Below are 22,513 nucleotides of genomic sequence, written 5' to 3'. Positions count from 1 at the left end.
ATTATATGGTATTCTATATAGACTCATAATAATGACAAAGGAAACATTATGCGCTACATTCGCCGTTTTGATTCGCTGAATATTCATGATATCGCTTTGGTCGGGGGTAAAAACGCTTCGCTCGGAGAAATGATCGGTTCGCTTAAAAAACTCGGGGTCAAGGTACCCGAGGGGTTTGCCGTTACGGCCGATGGGTACCGTGTTTTCGTGAACCATAACGGGTTCGAACCCAAAATCCGCGCATTGTTCGAGGGGGTAGACATCGCCGACATCGAAGAGCTCTCCCGCTGCGGGGAAGCGGTGCGGACGCTGATGCTCTCGGGCGAGATGCCCGAAGAACTTAAAAACGAGATCGCCGCCGCCTACCACGAGATGGAAAAAGAGTATGCGATGTCCTCGGTGGACGTAGCCGTCCGCTCCTCTGCCACGGCGGAAGATCTGCCCGATGCGAGTTTCGCGGGGCAGCAGGAGAGCTATCTCAACGTGCGCGGCGAGACCATGCTCGTCGAACACGTCAAACGCTGTTTCGCATCCCTCTTCACCGACCGCGCGATCAGCTACCGTCACAGCCGGGGGTATGACCATTTCGCGGTTGCCCTCTCCGTCGGCGTTCAGAAGATGGTACGCAGCGATCTGGCCAGCAGCGGCGTCATGTTTACCATCGACACGGAAAACGGCTCGGAAAACCTGATCCTCATCAACTCGATTTACGGACTGGGCGAGAACATCGTCGGCGGGAGGGTCAACCCCGATGAGTTTTACGTTTTCAAACCCACGCTGCGGGAGGGCAAAGTATCGATCCTCAAACGTCAGCTCGGTTCCAAAGCCCTTACAATGCGCTATGACGAGCGTCACCATACCGTGAATCTGGCCACGCCCAAAAAACTGCAGGAACGTTTTTCGATTACCGATGACGAAGTCGCGGTGCTCGCCCGCTACGCGATGATTATCGAAGAGCACTATACGACGCAGGCGGGAGAATACCGTCCGATGGACATCGAATGGGCCAAAGACGGTCAGAGCGGCGAGCTGTTTATCGTGCAGGCCCGCCCCGAGACGGTTCAGAGCCGCCGGATGGGTGAGAATATTCTTGAGCAATACCACATCAACACAACCAAAACACGAAATGTTTTGGCCAGCGGAAAAGCGATCGGGGAGAAGATCGGGGCGGGCAAAGTGAAAATCATCCGTTCACCCCACGAAAGCGACCGTTTCAACGAAGGGGAAGTGCTCGTTGCCGACATCACCGATCCTGATTGGGAACCGATCATGAAAAAAGCGTCCGCCGTCATCACCAACCGCGGCGGGCGTACCTGCCATGCCGCGATCGTCGCGCGCGAGATCGGCGTTCCCGCGATCGTGGGGACGGGGAATGCGACGGAAGTGCTCAGCGAAGGGGACGAAGTGACCGTCAGTTGCGCCGAAGGGGAAAACGGGAACGTCTATGCGGGTCTGCTGGATTTTGAGATCAAAAAAACCGATCTGGGGACGCTCCCGCCGACCAAAACCAAACTTTACATGAACGTGGGGAACCCCGAAATCGCGTTTAAAGTCGCCAAGCTGCCCAACGACGGGGTAGGGCTGGCGCGGATGGAGTTTATCGTCACCCAGTACGTCAAAGCCCACCCGATGGCGCTGGTTGACAAGGCGAAGGGAAAAACGCTCAGCGACGAAGACGCGGTTGTCGAAGCGATGAGGGGATACGACGATCCCAAACGGTTTTTTGTCGACAAGGTCGCCGAAGGGGTCGGGATGATCGCCGCGGCATTTTATCCCAAGCCGGTCATCGTCCGAACCACGGACTTTAAATCGAATGAATACAAGCACATGAGCGGCGGATTTGCGTACGAGCGCGACGAAGAGAACCCGATGATCGGGTTTCGGGGGGCGAGCCGTTATTATTCGCAGGAGTACCGCGAAGCGTTCCTGTGGGAATGCGAGGCGCTGAAGCGGGTACGCGACGAGATGGGCCTTACCAACGTCAAAGTGATGCTCCCTTTCGTCCGGACTCCCGAAGAGGGGAAAAAAGCGATTACGGTGATGAACGAAGCGGGGCTCGTGCAGGGGGAGAACGCTCTGGAGGTCTATGCAATGTGCGAGATTCCCGCCAACGTCATTCTGGTGGATCAGTTTTTGGAAATCTTCGACGGCTACAGCATCGGTAGTAATGATCTGACGCAGCTTGTGCTGGGAGTCGATCGCGACAGCGCGCTGGTATCGTCGGTATTCGACGAACGTAACGAAGCGGTCACGCGGATGCTCAGTATGGCGATCCGTGCGTGCAAAGAGCGGGGAAAATACATCGGCATCTGCGGTCAGGCCCCCTCCGATTACCCCGAAATCACCCGTTTTCTCGTTCAGCAGGGGATCGATTCGATCTCGCTCAATCCCGATTCGCTCCTGAAAATGCGGCAGGTCGTCAGCGAATTCGAGCGTTAAAATTTGAAGATCAGAACGTCGTGGTCGGCTTCTTCGAGAAGATCGAATGCGAAAAAGCTGAACGAACCGGATGTGTGGATGCTGATGAGATCGGTTCCGTAAGATCCCGATATCTCCATGAAAAGGGGAGGGTTAAGCGGTCCTTTGCGGGTGAGCATCTGAACCTTTTCGGGCAAGAGGTGCAGGGATGCGGCGAACGTCTCGGCAGCGAGCTCTTCGTTTTGGCTGATCTGCATCTGATATTCGAGGATATCCTCTTCGGTAAAACCGTACGTTTTTAGCCGGCCTTCGAAAGGGAGGTTGTAGATATTGAGCAGTGAAAGCTCGGCATTGGGGAAAAGGTCCGCCGTTGCGAGAATTGCGGTCCTGGAGTGATCGGAAAAATTGGTCGGGATCAAAATGCGGCGCGGGTTCAGCGGAAGATCGTTTTTGATGACCAGCACGGGAATCGAAGAGTTGCGGATGATGCTTTTGGTTGTCGATCCTACCAGAAGCTCTTTGAACATATAGGTCTCGCCGCTGCTGCCGATCACGAGAAGCGTCGCTCCGATCTGCTCGGCGATTTCGGCGATTTCGCGGACGACGTTGCCTTGCATGCAGTGAAAGAATTTTTTGTTCAGATGCGGGAACTGTGTACTTAAAGCACTCCAGCTGTGTTCGCGGATCGATTTGATCTCCTGTTTGAGGGCAAACCACGATTCTTCGATGACGTGGACCACATGCAGATCGGCACCGTGGGATTGGGCGAGTGAGAGCGCTTTGCGCACCACCGTCAGGCCGGTTTCGGAGAAGTCGGTAGCTACCAAAATCGTCATTTTTTTCATTATTGCTCCTTGGATGGTTTCATACGGGTCGGGATGAGCGCTGTTCGAGTATCGGTTTGTAATTGCGATCCCGTACGCTTTGGATCAGCTGTTCTACCTCTTCACTTGCAACGTCAAGCATCTGCAAGGCGGTTGCCCCCAGGCTCAGGCTCGCTTCGATCGCTTCGGGATAGGCATGCGTCGCACCTTCTTCGAGCAGTTTCATACTCGCTTCGGCATCTTTGGCTCGGACGATGATCGGCAAATCGGGAGATATTTTTCGCAAAAACGAAACCGCTCTGAGGGCCTGTTTGGAATCATCAACGGTCATTACGACCAATGAAGCGCGTTCGGCGCGAATGGCTGAGAGGAGTTCAGGATCGGAAATATCGCCGTAGGCGACGGGATGCCCTTCGGCGAGCCCTTCGGCAACCCGTTCGGGATCGGTATCGAACGCTTTGAACTCGATCCCCCGTTCCTGCATAAGCACCGCCACGGTGTGCCCGACCCGGCCGTAACCTCCGATGAGGACCTGTTCGCTCGAATCGATCAGCGACTCGGGGAGGGGATGCGGCAGAGTGCGGTGGCCGGATAGCAATTTGGCGATGGCTTCATTGTAGCGGATCAGCAGTGAACCCCCGATGAGCGAAAAAAGGACCGATGTCAGGACGATCTGTCCCAGATCGGTATCGATCACGCGCGAATCCAGGGCGATCGCGAGGAGGGCGAAACCGAACTCTCCTCCCACCGAAAGCAGTAGCCCGGTTCTCCAGGCGTCGGAGAGGTCCATGCCGCTTTTTTTGACCAGTACGGCGACGATGAGGATTTTACTGATCAGGATCAGCAGCGCCCCCAGCACCGCCCAATACCAGATATGGGGAATTGCCGCAGGGTTGAAAAGCATCCCGATTCCGACGAAGAAAAGCCCCAGCAACACATCCCGAAAGGGGCGGATGCTTGATTCGACCTGATGGCGGAACTCCGTTTCTCCCAGCATCATACCTGCCAGAAACGCACCGAATGCGAGCGAGAGGCCCAGACTGTTGGACGACCACGCGGCCACCAGCGCCACGAGCAGTACCGTGAGGGTAAATACCTCTGGAGACTGGCGGGTAGCGACGAGGTGAAACAGGGGGCGAAGGAGCCATCGCCCGGCGATAAACACAAGCGCAAAGGCGAGGATTGCTTTGGCAAAAGCCCACCCTAGCGCCATCCCCAGAACATCGGCGGTAACCGCCATACCAAGGACCGGAATGATGACGAGAAAAGGGACGGCGGTGACGTCCTGAAAGACCGACATGGCGATCCCCAGCCGTCCGTGAGCCGTGTTTTCTTCATTTTGCTCGGCCAGCTGGCTGGCGATGATGGTGGAGGAAGACTGTGCAAACACGGCACCGATGACGAAAGCGACGGCGGGGGGGAGGCCGAAAGCCCACAGCAAACCTCCCACGATTACGGTGGATAGGACCACCTGTGCGGTCCCCAGTCCCAAAACCTGGTGGCGCAGGGCATGCAGCTGGGGCAGCGAGTAGTTCAGACCGATCGTGAAAAGGAGGAAGACGACCCCGAATTCGGCGATGACTTTGAGCTCGGGAACATTAAGGGTGGGGCCGATTGTGTAGGGGCTGAGGATGGCTCCGACGAGGAGATACCCCAGACTCGTGGGGATTCGGAATTGCTGGAAAACGACGATGACCGCCACCCCGATTCCGAGCAGCATCAAAATCTGAGTAAGTTCGTTCATCGTTCCCGATCCTCTTGCAGCGTTGAGACGATTATATAGGCAAATAGTAAACGCTCAACTGACTCTCCGTTAAGGGGCTGTGGCGTTTGATTATCCCTCGTTTTGGGATGACATGCTTTTGTACAGCGCTTTTGAAAAATTGCGGGTGATGTGGGTGATGTTCATGAAAATGGCCGTCATCTGTTTGGAAATTTTGTAATTGACGATCATATCGTTCAAGATCGCGAGACTGTTTTTGTAGCTGGTATCGAGTTTCGTAAAAAGCGCTTCGAGCTTGGCATGCGCTTCGGCGTCGCCGTTTAGCCAGTCGGTGTAGTGCATACAAAGGGCGAGAATCTGATAGCGCAGCTCATGAAAAAACGCTTCCATTTCTCTGCTGTCGGATTCGCTGAGCATCTCGATATCGTGCAAAATATCCCGGATGGATTTCGATGCCCCGATCAGTTGTGTTGCCATATAGAGGGTTTGATCAAACTCTTTGCGAATTTCGGGAAGTTGAATGCGTACCGATAGCGCGCTGGCGTAATCGAGAATCTCCCCCTGCAGATGCTGCAGATCGTGATAACGTTCAAGCGGTGACGGGGAGAGCGGCTGTTTGTAGGTTTCGAGAATTTTGGCAATCGAGCCGTGATGTTTCAACCCCTCCTCGGGAGGGATATGGATCGCCGCGACGGCAAAAGCGCACACCTTGTGCCCCAGATGGTTCACCTCCTGACGCAGGGCTTCGTGCTCCAATGCCGGGATCGTGCGGGATACGTTGTGGATGTAGAGCGTCATGACCGGTTTGACGACTAGGAATTTCGTTTGCAGCCATTGCGTCAGCTGCGGGATCAGCGGGAACCATATGACAACCCCCAGCACATTGAAAAGGGTATGGAAAAGCGCCAGCGCTTCGACGCTCTGATCGAGCCCGACATGGGTGACCGACCACGTCAAGGGCGTAAGCAGGAGAAAGGCGATGATGCCGGTAAAGAGATTGAAGAGCACGTGCGCCACCGCGGTACGCTTTTTGTCGCTTGACCCCCCCGCCGCACCGATAATCGCGGTGGCCGTCGTGCCGACATTGGCGCCGATGACGAACGCCGCCGCATGCTCAAACCCCAAAATACCGGTGAACAATGCGCTTTGGGCGATCGCCACGGACGCGGAGCTGCTTTGGATGAGCGCGGTCAGTGCCAATCCCGCAACGAGAAAAATGAGCGGGTTGTATTCGCCCAAAGAAGCGATGTCGATGGTGTGGGCCAATGATGAAAAACTCTCTTTGAGCCCTTCAAGCCCCAGAAAAATAAGGCCGAAGCCGGTAAAGCCCCCGAAAATGTAGCGCGTTTTGCCTTCGCCGAACAAAACGCTGCCGATCCCTCCGAATCCGACCATGACGAAAGCGATCAGTTTGATGTCGAATTTAAAGCCGATCAGCGCGATGATCCATCCGGTTGCGGTTGTGCCGATATTGGAACCGAAGATCACCCCGATAGCGCCCTGCAGACTCATCAGCCCCGCCCCGGTCAACGACAACGCCATCAGGGTGATCACTGAAGAGCTTTGAAGCAAAGCCGTCGCCGAGGCTCCTACGAAAACGGCTTTGGCATCGGTATCGGTGGAAATCTTCACCCATTTTTTGAAGGAAGAACCCGCCGCTTTTTTGAGAGAATCTTCGAGATAAATCATCCCGAACATGAACAGTCCAAGGGAAGCGAACGCTTCAATCATCACCGAGGTCACTAAGTCTCCTTGTACTGCAATAGGGGCGTATGATCCATTTGCTCAGTGCCCGAGAACAAAGCAATTATAACCTTATCGTTTGTTTACTTTCAGGAAGTCTGCGAACGCTGGAAGTATTCCCCTTCGGTGGTAAAGAGTTTCAGGATTTTGCGGTATTCGCCGTACGCCTGTCGGTAGAGGTGCTGGGTGTGGTTGTTGCTCTCATAAAGTTCCGTGGCGCTCTGGCCTGTTTCGAGAGCGTTTTTGAGCAGTTTGGTACGGCGCAGGTAGGTAAACGCCATCCCCGGAAAATGTTCGTGGATTTTTTCGCGGATCGCCAGCGCGTCGTTGGGGTTTTCGAGCATGTTGGCAAAGACGAGGATCGTTTTCTCGCGGAATTTTTTGATGAACACGAGGCTTTTCATGATCGAGTTCGCATCGTTGGTCGTGGGGAGGAGGATGATGTCGGACTGATGGAGTATCTCCTCGACGTGCGGGCTCTCGAATCCGCCGAAATCGTAGACGGTGTCGGGATAGAGGGGGATTTTATTCGGGTAATAGCGGGCGTTGCGGTATTTGTTCAGTGCGACCGACATGTCGTTCGTGGCGTAGCGGTAGCCCAGATCTTTGGCGAGGGAAAACGCAAGCGAGGTTTTGCCGACTCCCCCTTTGGTCGATGCGATGGAGATGATAGCCATGGGACCCTTTGAATCGTTTATTGGATGAAATAGTAGCATAAGAAGAACGTATATTGCCATCTTTAGGCTATACTGACGCTTTTTAACGCTTGAACCAAACAAAAGGCACGGATCATGAACCTGTTATCGAAAAACGCCCCGCTGGAAGAATCGATCGGGCGTATGCGCTCGACGCTCGAAGCGGTGGGATGCGGACTGGTGTTTTCGCAGGAGAAACACCCTCTTGAACACTGCTATTCGGTCAACCTGGCTTCCACCGAAGCGCCGAATCATATTTACTCCAACGGAAAGGGTGTCCTCTCCGACGCCTCGGTCGCCAGTGCGCTGGGAGAATACATCGAACGGCTCCAGACCAACAATTTTTTCATCGATTTTCATCTCCCTCAGCGGCGCTATTACCCCGATGAGGTGGCATTCGGTTTCGACGAACCTTACCTGGACGACTCCCTGCGTGCCGTCTACGACCCCCATGGAGAGATGGACGACGAGGACTGGATCGACTATAACAGCGACTATGAGGATAAAATCGTTTCGCTGCCGTTTGTCAAACAAAGCTCCGGCGAGAAAGTGTATATCCCTTTGAATGTGTTAAGCAACCTGTACGCGAGCAACGGCCTGGCTACCGGGAATACCCCGCTTGAGGCGCAGGTGCAGGCCCTCAGCGAGATCTGCGAACGCCATGCCAAAATCGAGATCATCCGCGAGGGGTATGCCCTGCCGAGGTTTCCCGACGAGATTATCAAAGGATTCGACCGGTTGTATGGCGACGTCTGTGCGCTGAGGGAAAAAGGGTACGTCGTCGAGGTACTGGATGCGTCACTGGGGGGGCGGTTCCCCGTAACCGCGATCTCGCTGATTAACCCGTCCAATTCGACTCTGTTCGTTTCGTTCGGTTCCCATCCGATTTTGCAGGTGTCGCTGGAGCGGACGATGACCGAACTGATGCAGGGGCGGACCCTTGCCGAACTCGATGCGTTCGAGGTTCCGACGTTCGATATGAGCTTGGTCGCCGACAGTTTCAACCTCGAATCCCATTTTATCGATTCGAACGGCAAACTCGGCTTCCCCTTTTTGAGTGCGAAAAAAAGTTTCGCTTTCACACCGTGGAATTACACGGGAGGCTCGAGCGAGGAAGAGTACGCCTACCTGTGCGGGATACTCCGCGAGGAGGGCAAAGAGATCTACGTCCGCGAATACGATTACCTCGGGTTTTATTCGTGCCAGATCGTCGTTCCGGGATTCTCGGAGGTCTATCCGATCGAGGACATGGTCTACAACAACAAAAACAGCGGCAAAAAAATCCGCCGGATGGTGCTCGATTTCGAAGCGTTCGATCCCGAAGAGGTACTTGAAAACGTCGAATCGCTCGAAGACACTCTCAACGTCGAGAAATACATCGGAGTAATTTTCCGACGTAACTTCACGATGGCCGAATTCAAAGCGCAGATGCACCTTCTGGCGGGGAACGACGAAGAGGCGATTGCCCTGCTCGAATTTGCGGGTAACAAAACGGGCCATCTCGTCGCCGAGCTGATCCGGATGCGCTCGCGCGACGAGGCGTGGGAAGACTATGAAGAAGCGCTTTTCAACGTTTTCGGACGCGATCGGGTGATCGAAGCGGTCCGTATCCTGAACGGGGAGTCCACGCTGATCGACGTCACGCTGCACGAGCATTATCACAACATGCTCGGGCTGTATGACCGCCTCGAAGCGAAAAAAGCGCTGATGGTTCGTTAGGAAAGAGCCTACTCTTTCCCTTCCGCGGGTTTGAGAGATTTGACGGTAATGCGGCGGGGAGGGCGTTTTGGCTCTGCGGGAGATGAGGAAGACGGTTTGTCGCCGGCGGGTTTTTTACCGCCGTAGGGTTTTTTGTCACTGAACCCCTTTTTGTCTCCGTAGGGTTTTTTCTCCCCGAAAGATTTTTTCTCCGCGTAGGGCTTTTTGTCGCCATAAGGCTTTTTGTCTCCAAAAGGTTTCTTTTCCCCTTTGACGAACTCTTTTTTCTCTTTGGCCGAGGCCGTTTTATCGGCACTTTTTGCTTCTTTTCCGTAAAACTTCGGTTTGCTTCCGTAGGGGGTTTTATAGGCTTTTTCCGCTTCGGTCCGGGGCGTACCGTCGATGTAGTGGTTGCGATCGCGGGTTTTCCCCTCGAAAATCGCTTTGCCGTTTTCGTCTTTGCCCAGGAATCGCGGTTTTTTGTCTTTGGGGGCCCACCGATCGCTCGGTTGGTCGTTTTTAAACCCTCTCTTATCCTCTCGGGACTTCTCCGAACGCGGTTTGAAATCCCGTTTGGGGCGTGCATCGCGTTTTGCGTTTTCTTCATCGCGTGCGGCACGTCGGGTTTTGGCCTCTTCTTTCTCCTTTTTTTCCGCGGCGATGCCGAAAGAGGGTTCAAACCCTTCGATCACCTCCTGGATGATCGTCCGTCCCAGCAGCGTTTCGATGGGATAGAGACGTTTTTGCTCTTCGGCGTCCATCAGCACGAGGGCGAATTCACGTGTTTTGGGGATACGCGCCATGTACACGAGGGCTTTTTCGGGGAGATCGTAACTGATGAGGAGATCGTATTCGCCGGCGCCTGAGGCTGCGAGTGCCGCATCATTGAGCAATGCGATATTCGCCGCTTCGGGAAGGACGACGGCATCGGTGCTGCCGGCAGTAACGACGAGGATTTTTTTGTTCCCGTAACGCGCGGCCAGATGGGAAAGAAGTTCGTTTTTACGGGCAGCGTCGCAGGGGTGGATACGGTGGTTTTGACGTTTGATGGTTAATGACATGGAAAGTCCTTGAAATATTGACCTCGAGGTGAGGGCGGATAAGCGGCCAATGGGGAAGACTCAAGCGCAGACCGAACGCGCAAATGATGGCCGCATTATAGCGTGATTTACCTCTTGATACGTTGAGGACGTTTTAGCGCTCTTCGAGCGGGTATCCTTTTTCTTTCCATTCGTTGAAACCGTTGAGGAACCAGTAGACGTTTTTATGGCCGAGTTTTCGCACCGCGAGTGCCGCTTCGTACGAGTTGGCACACGATTCGCCGTAGCAGTAGAACACGAGCGGCTGCTCTTTTTCCCGTGGCAGTTCGATCACCATGTATTCGGCTTTGGAGACGTCGAAATGAACGGGCTTGGCCCCTTTGATCCGGGATTTATGGAAATGGCGTTTTTCCCGCGCGTCGTAAAAATGGGCTTTCTGGTCGTGTAGGGCCCGGGCCTGTTTGAGATCAATTACTTTAACCCCTTTGGCGATCGCGTCGTTAATCTGCGGAGGGACAATGCAGACATCGTATTTGGTTTCGAGCAGGTAGCTTTTTTCACCGTCGTATTCGACCGCTCCGGCAGGAACGAACGGGAGGGTGATGAGAGCACATACCAGGGCAAAATGGCGTAGCATGGATGACTCCTTGGATGGGATGGAATCATCATAGAACAAACAATATTAACGCAGTAACCATATTATAAATAATTATAAATCTATAAGCTTCCGTTTAGCTATCGGTCACGGTAGCTCTCGACCCCCAGGTGGCGGTCCAGGGTTTCGAACCGATACCCCATCGCCCGCAGCCGTTCGATGATGGGTCCCAGCGCTTTGGCGGTCGCGGTATTGGACCGTGAGCTGTGCATCAGGACGATGTCGCCGGGACGGACGTTGGCAATCACGTTGCGCTCGATTTCGAGAGGGTCTTTGATGACCCAGTCAAGCGAGTCGAGAGACCATAAAACGGTAGTGTACCCTTCGGCGTTGAGGGTGTCGACGACGGATCGGCTGATCGAACCGTAGGGGGGACGCACGAGACGGGGGAAACGTCCGGTGATCGAAGCGATTTTTTCCGAAGCCGTTCGGATCTCGCCGATAAGCCGTTCGGGCGGCAAGACGGTGAGGCGCGGATGGGTAAAACTGTGGTTGAGGACCAGGTGCCCCTCGTCGTGTGCCCGTTTCACCGCGGTGGCGTTGAGGTCATTCATCGGAGCGGCAATCATGAAAAAGCTCGCTTTGACGTCGTAGCGTTTGAGGACGTCGAGAATCGCGAACGTCGTATTTTCGTCGGGGGAATCGTCGAAGGTGAGGGCGACGGTTTTGGTATCGCCGCAATCGGCGCAGAGCCGCACGTTGGTGTAATTCCCTTCCCGGATGGGAGCGGTCGTAGAAGTGCGCCAGTGCTGCAGAAAACGGCTCATGTTGGCGTCGAGCATCGCAGATTCCCCGCGGATTTCGTATCGGGGAGCGGCAAAAAGAAAAAGCTGCAGAAGCAGGGTCAGAAAAACAGTCAGTCGCGTCGTCATCGGGCCGTTTCGGTTGAAAATAAAGGACCATTATAGCGCATCGGGCTTGAGCCGTTTCAATCGCCGGGGTGATCGGTTATAATTTCGCCCATGAAAGAGAAATTAAAAGCCAAAGCGCGTTCGCTCGCGCAAAATCCCGCCGCCCGCAACGCCCTGCGTTCCATGAAGCCCGAAAAGTCGCTCTGGGGCTTTTTGGGGGTTGCCGTTTTCCTGATCCTCCCCGAAATCGTTGCGTTTATCTGGGGAACGGAGATCGCGGCGTATGCCAAAGCACAGCTACCCCATACTGTTTCGTACGTCGAACGCCAATATTACGATCTGCTCGTGATGCTGTTCGGCGAAGGGGGTAGCTGGGTGAATCTCGCCATCGGGATCGCCTTGCTGGTGTGGCTCTTTTTTTAGCCGCCGACTAGTAGAGCAGTTTCAGCGTTCCCGCTTGCATCGCGTCGTACGCGACCGAGGGGGCGACGTCGGCGATACCGATCAGATACGGTTCGAGCTGCGTCTCTTCGAGTCCGAACAACACCCGTACGGCCGCGGCCGCTTCGAACGATTTCTGGATCGAGCTGACGTCGAGAATCGACTGGGAGGGGACCGACATCGCGACCTTGTCGTTGCTGATGCCGTAGACGAGAAAACTCAGCCTTCCCGTCACTTTTCCATCCTGCGCCGCCAGCCCGATGGGGAGGAGGCCGCTGAGATCAACGCCGTCCGAAGCGGTTTCCAGATCGGCCGTGATCCGCAGCCCCACCCCGATTCTCCCCAGCGCGGAAGTTTTGCCCGAATCGCTGAACGAAAGGTTCTGGGTCGTATAGTTGACGTAGTCAAACGTCACCTTGTAGCTGCCGCGGGACACTTTTCCCCCCGATCCGAAATAGGTCAAAGAGCCCGATTTGTCCCGTTTTTCGATGGTCACGATCGTTTCGGTACTGGTGAGGCGTTTGCGTATCTCCGCCGAGCTGAGCGACAACACGTCCGTTTCCACCCGTTTTTTGAGCACGGGGTCGTACGTCTCGATCGTCCGGACGGGCATCGGATTTTCCAGCGGAATCATTTTCGCTTTGGTGGTTGCTTCAGTGCTGACGATGCTTTTGGTACCGAAACCGTCGAAGGGGAAAACCTCGGCACATCCGCTCATCCCAAAGACGAGAAGCGCGGCGGCGAGAGGAAAGCGGAGTGAAGAACCGTTCGGCAATCGCCGAAAATAGGCGGGATGAATCATTATGACCCCCTTGTGTCGGATGAGACGGTCGAAACGTGAATCAATGCGTATGGAACGATTATATCTTCGGGGGCATAAAGTTTTCTTAACGGATCGGCGCACTGTCGCTTTGCGAAAACAGCTCGGCGGCGTCGATCCCATAAAAGGTGCGCAGCCGCTCATACAGCTCGCCGAAGTCCTCTTTGAAATCTTCCGCCGCACCGAAAAACCGCTCCGTCGCAACGGCGAAAAACTCCGCTTCATCCAGTGCGGCGTCGGCTCCGAACAGCTCGTATTTCCCCAGCTGCGAATGGTCCCGCACGAGCGCTTCGAGGGTCTCGAATTCGCGGTCGAACACGTCGATCCACGCTAGATAGTGCTCCTGCGCCATCGGCGGAACGCCGTCGATTTCGCCGTTCATGAAATCGATTTCGTGGGCGAATTCGTGGAGGATCAGATTGTAGTCTCCCATTTCCAGCGCTTCGGCCCGCGCGGCGTCCCACGTAATGATGACCGTACCGTCCGCCGACTGGCCGTCGATGGCCACCTCTTCGCTCGTGACCACCCCCCCGTCGTTGCGGTTTTGTTCGATGACGACCGAATCGGGATAGATCAGGATCGTGGAGAGATGGGGATAGGGAAGGGGGGCGTTTTTGCGGATCAGCAGCAGCGAGGCGTAAAAGGCGATGAGAACCCGCATCTCATCGTCGATGCGGGTACCGATCCCCACAAAATCCTTGGTATGGATAAAACGGAGAATTCTGCGGCGCATCTCCTGCCGATCCTCTTCTGCCAGTTTCGGAAAATGGGGGGTGGATGCAAGGATGGTTTCGTATTCGGCAGGAAAAGGGAGTGCGTCGATCCGCGAAAGTTCTCTGCGTCTGAAGAGGCGATAGAGGGCATACGATGCGAATGCCGCACTTCCGAGGGCCGCTACGATCCAGAAAAGGGCGCCGTAGTAATTCATTTGCGGTCGAAATGGTAAATCGAGTGGGTCGTGTGGAGTTTTTTGTCTTTCCACGCGAAATAGGAGCTTTTGAGGTGTTTGCCCTCATCGCTGAGTTCGTGGACGATACGGTGGATGTGGTCTTCCTCCGAATTGCACAGCTCGGTGCTCATGTCGCAGTCGAACACGATCCGTTGCGGGGTGCTTTCGCGGAGGTTGGCGAGAAACTCGGGCTGGTTTTGCTTGGAGCAGTAATGGGTCGCTTTAAGATTGGTGCAGGCGATGTCTTTGCAATGGTACATCGTTACCATCTGCTTGGAGGTCGCGGGGAGCAGATCTTCCTGAATCGTCACTTCGCCCCCGATGAGTTTAAACGCCATTCCCGTCGCGTCGGTACCGACCAGGGGAAGTACCGCTTTGTGTTTGTACGATTCGGTGCCGCTTTGGGCGTGGGCGGGGGAGAGTTTCCATTCGCCGACGAGGGCATCCTCCATCCATCCGAAAAGTTCCCAAGCCGTCGTGTTTTCGGCGGCATGGACGGCACCGGCGAGGGCAAACGTAGCAAAAAGGGACACAATCGGTTGTCTGAGCATGATAATTTCCTTGCGATGATTGAAATTTTACTGTGAAAAGGGGGTTTTGACTATAATAAACGTCATCAACAGACCAGGACAGCCCCATTATGAAACAAATGATGCAGATTTACCGCACCAACCGCGAGACGGTGGAGGCTTTTTTGCTCACGACGATCAGTGACAAGCCCTACGCGCAATTCGACGAGTCGCAGGTGCGCGCGACGTTCAAAAACCTCCCCTGTCTGAGCGATCTCTACGTCATCGACGCGCAGGGGGTGCAGATCACCCCCACATGGCGCCGCAACGCCCACGATACGTCGATGAAAGGGGCCGATAAAGGGTATTTTATCAACCGTATCCGCTTCGACGAGCACGGGAATTACGTCTCCAATCCCTACATCTGCGCCCATTCGGGCCAGCCCAAGGTGTCGGTCGCACGGCGTTTTGCCGACGGGACGGTGGTCGTATTCGACCTCGATCTTGTTTCGGTGATGACCAGGATGCACCTGATCGACAGCGACCGGCTTATTTCGAAACTTTCGGTATGGGTCTATGCGATGCTCGGCGGCGGACTGGTGCTGCTCGCCCTCTTTTTGGGAGTGTACGGCCTTGTCGGATTCGTCAAGGCGCTTTCCTCGTTCGGCGACGAGATGCTCCAGCACGTTTTTAAATCGATCATCGGGATCACGCTGGCGATCGCGATCTACGACCTGGCGAAAACGATCCTCGAAAAAGAGGTGTTCTTCCGTTCCCTGACACTCGAAGAGGGGAACGAGTACGCGACGCTGACGAAGTTTCTCACCTCAATCATCATCGCCCTGTCGATCGAGTCGCTGATGGTGGTGTTCAAAGTCGCGATCAACGATATCGGCCAGATGAACTACGCCCTCTACCTGCTCAGCGGGGTGGGGATACTGATCGTTTCGATGGCGATCCTCACCTTCGTCAGCCGTAAAAAGGCCGAAGCCAAAGAGTGACGTCGCCGAAACGGTTCAGCTGATTGCGGGCGGCTGAAAGCGTGCGAATTTTTTGCGCATCGTTTTGATGTGCAGGAACGTCAGGCCGCTGAGGACGAGGATCAGGAGGGTAAAGCGGAAGGTATCGAGCCCTCCGCTTTTGGCTCCGATGGCCATGCCGAAAAGGAGCAGCAGAAAAAAGGTGATAAATCGGGCAAAAAGTTTGGTTGTTCTCATGGTAGCACTTGTTCGAAATTGAATCAGCCATATCGGCAGGGAGAAAAAAATCTTGAGCGGAAAATGGTACAATCGGTTAAAACCGTTCGGAAAGGGGGCTCGATGTTGCGTGCAGGCCGTATCGTGATGCCCGTTCTGGACCCTCTCTACGACGCCTCCCCCGAACGTTGGAAGGCATTCGAGGAGTGGGACCGTCCCTCGCGGACCCTCCAGATCCGTTCCGTTACCTTGCTGACCGGGCTGCTGTACATCGTTTTTTCGTTCATCGACGCTCTGTTGCTGCCCCAAGACATCCTTCCGTTCGCGACGCTGATGCACCTCTATATCCTCCCCCCGCTGCTGTTTATGATCAGCGCGATGACGTACATCGGGCGCTTGTACCGCGTCACCGTTGCGGTACTCGCCGTGTCTCCCGTCGTCGCGAATCTGGGGAACCTCTATCTCTACGGTCTGCTTTATCCGCTCTCTCCTTACCTGGCCGAGATTTATACCCCGGAGGTGTCGTTGAGCATCATCTGGATGTTTGCGATTTCGGGGCTGCGGCTCCCCCAGGCGCTGCTGAGCGCGACGGTGACGGGCGTGGCCCATCTGGCATACGAGCTCTACCTGGGGATTCCCCCCGAAGTGCTTTGCATCCATACGCTCTGGATCGTCGCGGCGGTATCGTTCGGCATTCTCAGCGCCCTCATTCTCGACAAAAAAAACAAACAGATTTTTCTCGATTCCAGAGAGCTCGAGCACCTCGCCACGACCGACAAACTCAGCGGCCTTTACAACCGGATGAAGATCGAGGCGGACTGTCTTGAGGAGATCGAACGGGTCAAGCGTTACGGGGGGACTTTTTCGATTATTCTCCTCGACATCGACCATTTCAAAGAGATCAACGACACCTGCGGGCACAACGTCGGCGACCACGTGATCCAGAAACTGGCGCAGATCATGGACGAATCGGTCCGTTCGGTTGACCGGGCAGGGCGCTGGGGGGGCGAGGAGTTTTTGATCCTCCTCCCCGAAACTGCGGGGGAACAGGCCTTCAGAGTCGCCGAACATCTCCGAACCCGTATCGAACACAGCGACTTTTCACCCGCATGCCGGGTACTCATCAGTGCCGGGGTGGCCGAATACGCCCGCGGCGATACGATCGAAAAGATCGTCCAGAGAGCCGACGAAGCGCTCTATGCGGCCAAAGAGGGAGGGAGGAACCAGACCCGTATGCAAATCCCCGCTTAGCGGCTATGGAAATGGCGAAAAGAACGCGCTACAATGGCGCATTGTAAATGAAAGCGAACCAAGGTACGAGATGAAAGAGTTGACGTTAACCGATTTGAAACTGGCATTCGAGCAGGATCTCAAAATGTCCCTGTACGTGCACGAGCGCTACAACGTCGATGCCAGCTTTGCCCTGATCGCATGCGACGAGTACGACATCGACAAAGCCCATCTGACCGAAAATATCCGCCACAGCGACGTCGCCAAGCGGCTCAACGAACACTACGTCGGCGTTTTGTTTACGTTCGTCGACCACATCGGCGCACGATGTGCTCTTGAAAAGCTCATTACCCGTTATCCCCAGTACGAGCTCAAAGGGTGCCTCGTCACTCTCAACAAGGGGGACACCATCGAGTCGGTCTGCGAACGCGCCATCGAAGCGAACCGCTACATCCACCAAAATCCGCAGGCCCGGATCGTGGACGAGTTTCAGCGGATCGGATGAGGGTGTGCGTGGAAACGATCACTCTGGATTATTTTGAAAACGTCGACGGGGAGCCCCGGAAAAAAGAGCTGGTTTTCTCTTCTTCGCTGATCCAGCACCCCTATACCCCCGCGTCGCTCTTCGTTATCCGGGTGGAAGGGCAATCGATGGAGCCTGTTATCCGGCACGATTCGCTGGTCGTTGCCGATCTGTCCCAAAAAGATTTTGAGGACGGAGCCATTTTTCTGGTCCATAAAGACGATCGGATGTGGATCAAAAAAGCATCGCTGGTAGAGGGAGAAGAGTATTTTGTTTCCATCAACGAGGGGTATGAACATCTGGTCTACCGATCCGGGGACGTCAGGATCGTTGCCAGAGCGTTGCTGACGTTTACGGGGCTGTAAATGAAAACGGAAAGTGCTCGATGGGGAAACGAGACGCTTAACCGCGTCCCGTGACTTCGAGCAGGTGGTATCCGAACTGGGTTTTGATCGGTCCGTAGAGGACGCCGACGTCGCCCGTAAAGACCGCCCGGTCGAACTCGGGAACCATCTGACCCGGTCCGAAACGGCCTAGATCGCCTCCCTTGCGTCCTGATGGGCATTTGGAGTTTTGAACCGCCGCTTCCGCGAAATCAAGACCCTCTTCGATTTGTGTTTTGAGTGCGTTGCATTCTTCTTCCGTCGCTACGAGAATATGTCGTGCGGTTGCCCATGCCATGGTATGTCCTTTTGTTTTTTGTAATTGTACCCAATATTGGAGTAGGCTTCATTTCTGCGCTTCAGAGTGGGAACGAGGGGAAAATGCCAGTTCTTTTTTATGATTAAACCATCTGAATCTGTAATCGTTTTCCCATTGCATTGACCGCACTTTCGATCGTTGCGAGGGTGATCGAGGTATTGAGTGGGTCAAGGAGACGGTCGATGGCACTGCGGCTGGTTTTCATCCGTTTTGCCATTTCGGTTTTGGTAATATGCTCTTTTTTCATCGTCTCGGCGAGCTGATAGGCGATGACGCGTTTGATCGCAACCGCTTCGGCTTCTGCGAGCATCCCCTCTGCTTCCAAAAAATCATCGAAACCGGTGCCGATTCCTTGAGGTTTCATCGTATCTCCTTGAGGCGTTTGATCGCCAAATCTATCTCTTCTTTCGGGGTTTGTTGGCTCTTTTTGATAAACCCGTGGAGCAATACCATCCAATCATCCATGATCGTAAAGATCACCCGCGCGATCCGTTTATCGGAAATATGACTCCGCACCTCGTAGAGTCTGTTTCCGAGCGGACGTGATACGGGCATCCCGATAGGCCATCCGTATTCGACGGTTTTTATATCACAGCCGACGATCTGACGATCATGCGGTTCTAATGATTTGAGCCATTCGCGCACGGGTTCGTTACCGGATGGGCTTTGATAAAAAACGACATTTATTTTTTTACTCATCGGATTGTACCATTTTTGGTACGATGTGTCAAAAGTTGAAGATATTTAGGAGAAAAAGTATGTAGCATCAAAACTCCCTTTTTAAAGATGAGTGTAATACTTTGATAGGGTGTTTGGAAAATATATTGCAGCATGAAAGATTATGTCCCTTTCTTTTTAGAAAAGAAAGGAACCAAAGAAAAGCGCCCCCGCAACAGGTCGCTTGACCGGCCGCTTCACCCTGCGGCGAGCGGCCTGGCTCTGGGTGTGTTGCGGGGGCAGGGAGTATTTGATGGGACTGATTTTCGCGGTACGCGAAAATAAATCAATCGACAGTTTTGTCCCCCGTGCATCCTTGGAAGCCGCACGCGAAGGCTCTGCCGAAAGTCGTGCGAGCGATTTGCTCGGGGGACGAGGTTTTTTGGGTTACTTTTTTTGCCGGAACAAAAAAAGTGACAAGGGTTTTAAATTTGTCGGAGAGTCTGCATTCCCAACGAGGACGTTGGGAACGAGGGAAAAATTATATTCCTGATGGTTTATCAAATTCATCAAATAATTCTTGCTTATTAATATTTTTAAGGAAAAAGTAAAGAGTTGAATCAATTACCTTTAGTTTCCGAGTACTTCTGTCATAATCAAAAAGAGGAGGAATAATATTTTTTTTAATTTGGTTTGTAGTCAAATTATGTAAAAAATAGCTCATATCGGATGGCCTTACATCATCAGGTCGGTGATGAAGAGCCTGTATTCCTGATTGGATATCATTACGTTTGAGTCCTTCTTCAATTGTTTGTGAAGCTAGATTAAAAAGATACTTAACGAAATAATAAGCAATATATAGTGGTATTTCATCTGCTTTTTTCACTTTTTGTTCAACAAAAGTTTCTAAGCTTCTTATATGTCTTCCTGAATAATCTTCAACTTTTTTTTGAATAGCTGAATCTAAGTTATCTTTAGTAATGACTTTATGATTAGATTGAATTGTTTCAATTCCTGCGGATAGACAGCATTCTTTACATAATTCTTGAAAAACTCCAATACTATCATATGAATTTTCAATGATATCTTCTAAAACATTCTCAAATGATACATGTAATAACTGCCCACCTTTATCAGCTACCATTTGAAAATGATGTTTAGTCCATGGTTCAACAGGAATTTCAATTAATCTATCCTGTAGATCACCATTAAACTGAGCTAGACGATTTTTTTCTCTCCATATTCCTAAAATAATGAAAAGGATATTATAGTCTTCAAAGATTCTTAGATGAAATGCCATTTCTTGTTGAGCTGATTCTTCGAGATAATGAAAGTTTTCAAGAATAATTCTTTTTGAAAAAGAAATGCTTTTCAAAATTTCACTAATATCTTGGGGTAATGCTAAATTATATTCAACATTCTTATATTTTGTATGCTCTTCTGTAGAGCTTTTCCCACCAACACCACCATTTAATTCTACTGATACAATTGGAATTTTTACTGTTGTTTTAATTCCTGCTTGACCTGAAGATTCAGAAGATGATTTAATTGTTCTGTCTTCGATAAACTCAAAGTTCAGTTGTCGAAGAATAGACTTATAGATATCGATGGGTGCAGTTTCAGGAGAACAATTGATTCTTACAAAATGTTCTTCTGATAGATGCTTATTTGTCAGTGATGTTTTACCCTGCTTAGAAGAACCGAAAACAATTATATGTTTGTTGCGTTCGAGACCCTCTAAAAATCTAGCATCAACATCTGGCCTTTCAATATAAGATTTGATATTACTATTTGATACACCAAAAACTTCAGTAGTTTTCATATTTTGTATCCTTAATTAAATAAACCAGTGATTGTAATAATCTTTAACTGAATGTATTATGAATAGTGTTAAAGTAATATCCCGCAATTGCGGGAATTTGAAGTAAAAAAGAAGAAGAATTTTTACAGCGCCTTAGCCATAATCCGATTCAACCGCGCGATAAACCCAGCGGTATCTTCGAGAGTTTCCCCCTCATAGAGTTTCGCCTGATCGAGCAGCACATGCGCCGCATCCTCGATGAGGTTCATGTCGGCTGAATCGCTGAGTTTTTTGATCAGCTCGTGGTTCGGGTTGATCTGCAGGATCGGTTTGATGGGGGGTACGTCGCCGCCCATCTGCCCGAACTGCTTCATCATCTGCGCCATCATGTAGCCGGGGTCTTCCTTGTCGATTTTGAGGCATACGGCGGACTCGGTCAGGTCAAACGTCGTCTCGACCTTTTTGACCTTCTCGCCGAGGGCGTTTTCGAGCTGCGTCGTGAACGATTCGAGCCCTTTGGCTTTCTCTTCCTGCTCTTTTTTCTCCTCTTCGCTCGCTTCGAGTTTCGCGTCGGCGACGTTGATAAACTTGTACTCATTGTACTCGCTTACCATCGGGAAGACGATCGTGTCGATCTCTTCGTTGAGGACGAGGACGTCGATCCCTTTGGCCTTGAAGCGCTCCAGCGCCGGAGAGTTTTTGAGCATCTGGAGGCTCATTTTCGCCGTGATGTAATAGATCTCTTTTTTCTCTTCGTCCACATTTTTCACAAAGTCACCGAACATGACGGGGGTGTCGGAGTTCAGGGTATTGAGTTTGAGGAGTTCGAGGATCTTCTCGCGGTTGCCGAAGTCGCTGTAAAGCCCCTCTTTGAGGACGTTGCCGAACTCTTTGTAGAACGCGTCGTATTTGGCTGCATCGTTTTCGGCCAGTTTGGCCAGTTCGCCGAGCACTTTTTTGACCGAAGCGTTTTTGATCTTTGCCATCACCTTGTTGCTCTGGAGGATTTCGCGGCTGACGTTGAGCGGCAGGTCGGCCGAGTCGATCACCCCGCGCAAAAAGCGCAGGTAGGTCGGCATGAGCTCTTTTTCATCGTCGGTGATGAAGACGCGGTTGATGTAGAGCTTGATCCCGCTTTGGTAATCGACGCGGTAGAGGTCCATCGGCGCTTTGGAGGGGACATAGAAAAGGGTGGTGTATTCGAGCGATCCCTCGGCTTTGTTGTGCATCCACAGGAGCGGTTCGGAAGAGTCGTGGGCGATGCTGGAGTAGAAATCCTTGTACTCTTCGTCGGTGATGTCGTTTTTGCTGATGGTCCAGAGGGCGTTGGCCTTGTTGATCTGCTTGTTGACGGTTTCGTTGTGCCCTTTCTCTTCTCCCTCTTTGGGAGCGACCCACTCTTCTTTGTCCATGAAGATCGGGAAGGGGATGTGGTTGGAGTATTTTTTGATGATGTTTTCGATCCGCCATGCGTCGAGGAACTCGGACTCGTCTTCTTTGAGGTGCATGATGATGCTCGTACCGTGGCTCTCGCGGGTAGAAGGCTCGATCTCATATTCGCTTCCCGCCATGGACGACCATTTGTAGGCGTTCTCTTCGCCCGCTTTGCGGCTGATGACCTCGACGCGGTCGGCGACCATGAACGACGCGTAGAATCCGACCCCGAACTGACCGATGAGTTTGGAGTCTTTTTTCTGATCGCCCGTGAGCTGCTCGAGGAACGCTTTGGTCCCCGATTTGGCGATGGTCCCGAGGTTCTCGACAAGGTCGGTTTCGTTCATCCCGATTCCGGTGTCGCTGATCGTGAGGGTTTTGGCCTCTTTGTCGATGGAGATGTCGATGCGGGGTGCGAACGCGATCCCCTTGTACTTATCGTCCGTGAGGACAAGCATGTTGAGTTTGTCGAGGGCGTCGGAGGCGTTCGAGACGAGTTCGCGGACGAAAATCTCCTTGTTGGAGTACAAAGAGTGGATCATGAGGTGCAAGATTTGTGAGACTTCAGTCTGAAACTGATGTTTTGCCATGTGACTGTTTCCTT

The 22,513-nt window shown here is 52.8% G+C and carries 24 protein-coding genes; 8 read left to right on the top strand and 16 right to left on the bottom strand.

The features are described 5' to 3' along the window. The first annotated feature begins 48 nt into the window (after nt 1–48). Complete coding sequence (gene ppsA / locus AB1763_04655) at nt 49–2,439, top strand: phosphoenolpyruvate synthase (protein MEW5832107.1); 2,391 nt, start codon at nt 49–51, stop codon at nt 2,437–2,439. Here ppsA and AB1763_04650 read toward each other — a convergent pair. The 4 genes from AB1763_04650 to AB1763_04635 all read right to left on the bottom strand — a co-directional run bounded on the left by AB1763_04650 (nt 2,436) and on the right by AB1763_04635 (nt 7,385). Next, nucleotides 2,436–3,263 carry a universal stress protein gene (locus tag AB1763_04650; protein MEW5832106.1) on the bottom strand — a complete coding sequence of 276 codons (828 nt, stop codon included), beginning with the start codon at nt 3,261–3,263 and terminating at the stop codon, nt 2,436–2,438. The genes ppsA and AB1763_04650 overlap by 4 nt on opposite strands. A gap of 19 nt (nt 3,264–3,282) precedes the next feature. Further along, nucleotides 3,283–4,986, bottom strand: coding sequence for a cation:proton antiporter (locus tag AB1763_04645; GenBank protein MEW5832105.1), 1,704 nt, complete (start codon nt 4,984–4,986; stop codon nt 3,283–3,285). Between the two features lie 90 nt (nt 4,987–5,076). After that, nucleotides 5,077–6,708, bottom strand: a complete 1,632-nt coding sequence (locus AB1763_04640) for a Na/Pi symporter (protein ID MEW5832104.1) — start codon at nt 6,706–6,708, stop codon at nt 5,077–5,079. 89 nt (nt 6,709–6,797) lie between these two features. Next, a complete protein-coding gene (locus AB1763_04635; protein ID MEW5832103.1) occupies nt 6,798–7,385 on the bottom strand; it encodes a hypothetical protein in 588 nt (195 codons plus the stop codon). A 114-nt stretch (nt 7,386–7,499) separates the two neighbouring features. On the opposite strand from AB1763_04635, the gene AB1763_04630 reads away from it, so the two are divergent. Then, nucleotides 7,500–9,122 (top strand): YcaO-like family protein, encoded by a 1,623-nt coding sequence (locus AB1763_04630; GenBank protein MEW5832102.1) that lies wholly within the window; start codon nt 7,500–7,502, stop codon nt 9,120–9,122. An 8-nt stretch (nt 9,123–9,130) separates the two neighbouring features. Here the strand turns inward: AB1763_04630 and AB1763_04625 are convergent, their stop codons facing one another. From AB1763_04625 to AB1763_04615, 3 genes are all read right to left on the bottom strand, one after another. Beyond that, the gene (locus AB1763_04625; protein ID MEW5832101.1) at nt 9,131–10,162 is read right to left on the bottom strand and encodes a hypothetical protein; all 1,032 of its coding nucleotides are present in this window, start codon (nt 10,160–10,162) and stop codon (nt 9,131–9,133) included. 133 nt (nt 10,163–10,295) lie between these two features. Continuing rightward, entirely contained in the window at nt 10,296–10,778 is a 483-nt protein-coding gene (locus tag AB1763_04620; GenBank protein MEW5832100.1) for a rhodanese-like domain-containing protein, read from the bottom strand. Nucleotides 10,779–10,876: 98 nt separating this feature from the next. Then, nucleotides 10,877–11,668 carry a polysaccharide deacetylase family protein gene (locus tag AB1763_04615; GenBank protein MEW5832099.1) on the bottom strand — a complete coding sequence of 264 codons (792 nt, stop codon included), beginning with the start codon at nt 11,666–11,668 and terminating at the stop codon, nt 10,877–10,879. Nucleotides 11,669–11,758: 90 nt separating this feature from the next. Between AB1763_04615 and AB1763_04610 the strand changes: the two genes are divergently transcribed. After that, on the top strand, nt 11,759–12,070 hold the full coding sequence (locus AB1763_04610; protein ID MEW5832098.1) for a hypothetical protein: 312 nt from the start codon (nt 11,759–11,761) through the stop codon (nt 12,068–12,070). A 7-nt stretch (nt 12,071–12,077) separates the two neighbouring features. On the opposite strand, the gene AB1763_04605 is transcribed toward AB1763_04610, so the two are convergent. The 3 genes from AB1763_04605 to AB1763_04595 form a co-directional block, all read right to left on the bottom strand. Further along, nucleotides 12,078–12,890 (bottom strand): hypothetical protein, encoded by an 813-nt coding sequence (locus AB1763_04605; GenBank protein ID MEW5832097.1) that lies wholly within the window; start codon nt 12,888–12,890, stop codon nt 12,078–12,080. Nucleotides 12,891–12,975: 85 nt separating this feature from the next. Then, nucleotides 12,976–13,836, bottom strand: coding sequence for a zinc-dependent peptidase (locus tag AB1763_04600; protein MEW5832096.1), 861 nt, complete (start codon nt 13,834–13,836; stop codon nt 12,976–12,978). Next, entirely contained in the window at nt 13,833–14,408 is a 576-nt protein-coding gene (locus tag AB1763_04595; GenBank protein MEW5832095.1) for a hypothetical protein, read from the bottom strand. The genes AB1763_04600 and AB1763_04595 overlap by 4 nt, the downstream gene beginning before the upstream one ends. Before the next feature lie 89 nt (nt 14,409–14,497). On the opposite strand from AB1763_04595, the gene AB1763_04590 reads away from it, so the two are divergent. Next, complete coding sequence (locus tag AB1763_04590; GenBank protein ID MEW5832094.1) at nt 14,498–15,367, top strand: PDC sensor domain-containing protein; 870 nt, start codon at nt 14,498–14,500, stop codon at nt 15,365–15,367. A 15-nt stretch (nt 15,368–15,382) separates the two neighbouring features. Here the strand turns inward: AB1763_04590 and AB1763_04585 are convergent, their stop codons facing one another. Beyond that, complete coding sequence (locus AB1763_04585; GenBank protein MEW5832093.1) at nt 15,383–15,583, bottom strand: hypothetical protein; 201 nt, start codon at nt 15,581–15,583, stop codon at nt 15,383–15,385. A gap of 102 nt (nt 15,584–15,685) precedes the next feature. On the opposite strand from AB1763_04585, the gene AB1763_04580 reads away from it, so the two are divergent. The 3 genes from AB1763_04580 (at nt 15,686) to AB1763_04570 (ending at nt 17,680) form a co-directional block, all read left to right on the top strand. After that, nucleotides 15,686–16,813 carry a GGDEF domain-containing protein gene (locus AB1763_04580; protein MEW5832092.1) on the top strand — a complete coding sequence of 376 codons (1,128 nt, stop codon included), beginning with the start codon at nt 15,686–15,688 and terminating at the stop codon, nt 16,811–16,813. Nucleotides 16,814–16,883: 70 nt separating this feature from the next. Next, the gene (locus AB1763_04575) at nt 16,884–17,297 is read left to right on the top strand and encodes a hypothetical protein (GenBank protein ID MEW5832091.1); all 414 of its coding nucleotides are present in this window, start codon (nt 16,884–16,886) and stop codon (nt 17,295–17,297) included. Between the two features lie 8 nt (nt 17,298–17,305). Continuing rightward, the gene (locus tag AB1763_04570; protein ID MEW5832090.1) at nt 17,306–17,680 is read left to right on the top strand and encodes a S24 family peptidase; all 375 of its coding nucleotides are present in this window, start codon (nt 17,306–17,308) and stop codon (nt 17,678–17,680) included. Nucleotides 17,681–17,717: 37 nt separating this feature from the next. Here the strand turns inward: AB1763_04570 and AB1763_04565 are convergent, their stop codons facing one another. The 3 genes from AB1763_04565 to AB1763_04555 form a co-directional block, all read right to left on the bottom strand. Further along, complete coding sequence (locus AB1763_04565) at nt 17,718–17,996, bottom strand: peptidylprolyl isomerase (protein MEW5832089.1); 279 nt, start codon at nt 17,994–17,996, stop codon at nt 17,718–17,720. A gap of 103 nt (nt 17,997–18,099) precedes the next feature. After that, the gene (locus AB1763_04560) at nt 18,100–18,381 is read right to left on the bottom strand and encodes an XRE family transcriptional regulator (protein ID MEW5832088.1); all 282 of its coding nucleotides are present in this window, start codon (nt 18,379–18,381) and stop codon (nt 18,100–18,102) included. After that, entirely contained in the window at nt 18,378–18,716 is a 339-nt protein-coding gene (locus AB1763_04555) for a type II toxin-antitoxin system RelE/ParE family toxin (GenBank protein ID MEW5832087.1), read from the bottom strand. The genes AB1763_04560 and AB1763_04555 overlap by 4 nt, the downstream gene beginning before the upstream one ends. Nucleotides 18,717–18,848: 132 nt before the next feature. Between AB1763_04555 and AB1763_04550 the strand changes: the two genes are divergently transcribed. Continuing rightward, a complete protein-coding gene (locus AB1763_04550; GenBank protein ID MEW5832086.1) occupies nt 18,849–19,019 on the top strand; it encodes a hypothetical protein in 171 nt (56 codons plus the stop codon). A 196-nt stretch (nt 19,020–19,215) separates the two neighbouring features. Here AB1763_04550 and AB1763_04545 read toward each other — a convergent pair whose 3' ends face one another. After that, on the bottom strand, nt 19,216–20,496 hold the full coding sequence (locus tag AB1763_04545) for a hypothetical protein (protein ID MEW5832085.1): 1,281 nt from the start codon (nt 20,494–20,496) through the stop codon (nt 19,216–19,218). Nucleotides 20,497–20,618: 122 nt separating this feature from the next. Next, the gene (htpG, locus tag AB1763_04540) at nt 20,619–22,499 is read right to left on the bottom strand and encodes a molecular chaperone HtpG (protein ID MEW5832084.1); all 1,881 of its coding nucleotides are present in this window, start codon (nt 22,497–22,499) and stop codon (nt 20,619–20,621) included. Nucleotides 22,500–22,513 lie beyond the last annotated feature (14 nt).

The organism is Campylobacterota bacterium, from assembly GCA_040752835.1.
Lineage (GTDB): Bacteria > Campylobacterota > Campylobacteria > Campylobacterales > Sulfurimonadaceae > Sulfuricurvum.
Note: the sequence above shows the minus strand (reverse complement) of the source record. Positions and strands in the feature narration are given on the sequence as shown.

Coding starts and splice junctions, on each gene's coding strand:
- ppsA (MEW5832107.1), top strand. CDS start 49: ATGCGCTACATTCGCCGTTTTGATTCGCTGAATATTCATGATATCGCT.
- AB1763_04650 (MEW5832106.1), bottom strand. CDS start 3,263: ATGAAAAAAATGACGATTTTGGTAGCTACCGACTTCTCCGAAACCGGC.
- AB1763_04645 (MEW5832105.1), bottom strand. CDS start 4,986: ATGAACGAACTTACTCAGATTTTGATGCTGCTCGGAATCGGGGTGGCG.
- AB1763_04635 (MEW5832103.1), bottom strand. CDS start 7,385: ATGGCTATCATCTCCATCGCATCGACCAAAGGGGGAGTCGGCAAAACC.
- AB1763_04630 (MEW5832102.1), top strand. CDS start 7,500: ATGAACCTGTTATCGAAAAACGCCCCGCTGGAAGAATCGATCGGGCGT.
- AB1763_04625 (MEW5832101.1), bottom strand. CDS start 10,162: ATGTCATTAACCATCAAACGTCAAAACCACCGTATCCACCCCTGCGAC.
- AB1763_04620 (MEW5832100.1), bottom strand. CDS start 10,778: ATGCTACGCCATTTTGCCCTGGTATGTGCTCTCATCACCCTCCCGTTC.
- AB1763_04615 (MEW5832099.1), bottom strand. CDS start 11,668: ATGACGACGCGACTGACTGTTTTTCTGACCCTGCTTCTGCAGCTTTTT.
- AB1763_04610 (MEW5832098.1), top strand. CDS start 11,759: ATGAAAGAGAAATTAAAAGCCAAAGCGCGTTCGCTCGCGCAAAATCCC.
- AB1763_04605 (MEW5832097.1), bottom strand. CDS start 12,890: ATGATTCATCCCGCCTATTTTCGGCGATTGCCGAACGGTTCTTCACTC.
- AB1763_04600 (MEW5832096.1), bottom strand. CDS start 13,836: ATGAATTACTACGGCGCCCTTTTCTGGATCGTAGCGGCCCTCGGAAGT.
- AB1763_04595 (MEW5832095.1), bottom strand. CDS start 14,408: ATGCTCAGACAACCGATTGTGTCCCTTTTTGCTACGTTTGCCCTCGCC.
- AB1763_04590 (MEW5832094.1), top strand. CDS start 14,498: ATGAAACAAATGATGCAGATTTACCGCACCAACCGCGAGACGGTGGAG.
- AB1763_04585 (MEW5832093.1), bottom strand. CDS start 15,583: ATGAGAACAACCAAACTTTTTGCCCGATTTATCACCTTTTTTCTGCTG.
- AB1763_04580 (MEW5832092.1), top strand. CDS start 15,686: ATGTTGCGTGCAGGCCGTATCGTGATGCCCGTTCTGGACCCTCTCTAC.
- AB1763_04575 (MEW5832091.1), top strand. CDS start 16,884: ATGAAAGAGTTGACGTTAACCGATTTGAAACTGGCATTCGAGCAGGAT.
- AB1763_04565 (MEW5832089.1), bottom strand. CDS start 17,996: ATGGCATGGGCAACCGCACGACATATTCTCGTAGCGACGGAAGAAGAA.
- AB1763_04560 (MEW5832088.1), bottom strand. CDS start 18,381: ATGAAACCTCAAGGAATCGGCACCGGTTTCGATGATTTTTTGGAAGCA.
- AB1763_04555 (MEW5832087.1), bottom strand. CDS start 18,716: ATGAGTAAAAAAATAAATGTCGTTTTTTATCAAAGCCCATCCGGTAAC.
- AB1763_04550 (MEW5832086.1), top strand. CDS start 18,849: ATGAAAGATTATGTCCCTTTCTTTTTAGAAAAGAAAGGAACCAAAGAA.
- AB1763_04545 (MEW5832085.1), bottom strand. CDS start 20,496: ATGAAAACTACTGAAGTTTTTGGTGTATCAAATAGTAATATCAAATCT.
- htpG (MEW5832084.1), bottom strand. CDS start 22,499: ATGGCAAAACATCAGTTTCAGACTGAAGTCTCACAAATCTTGCACCTC.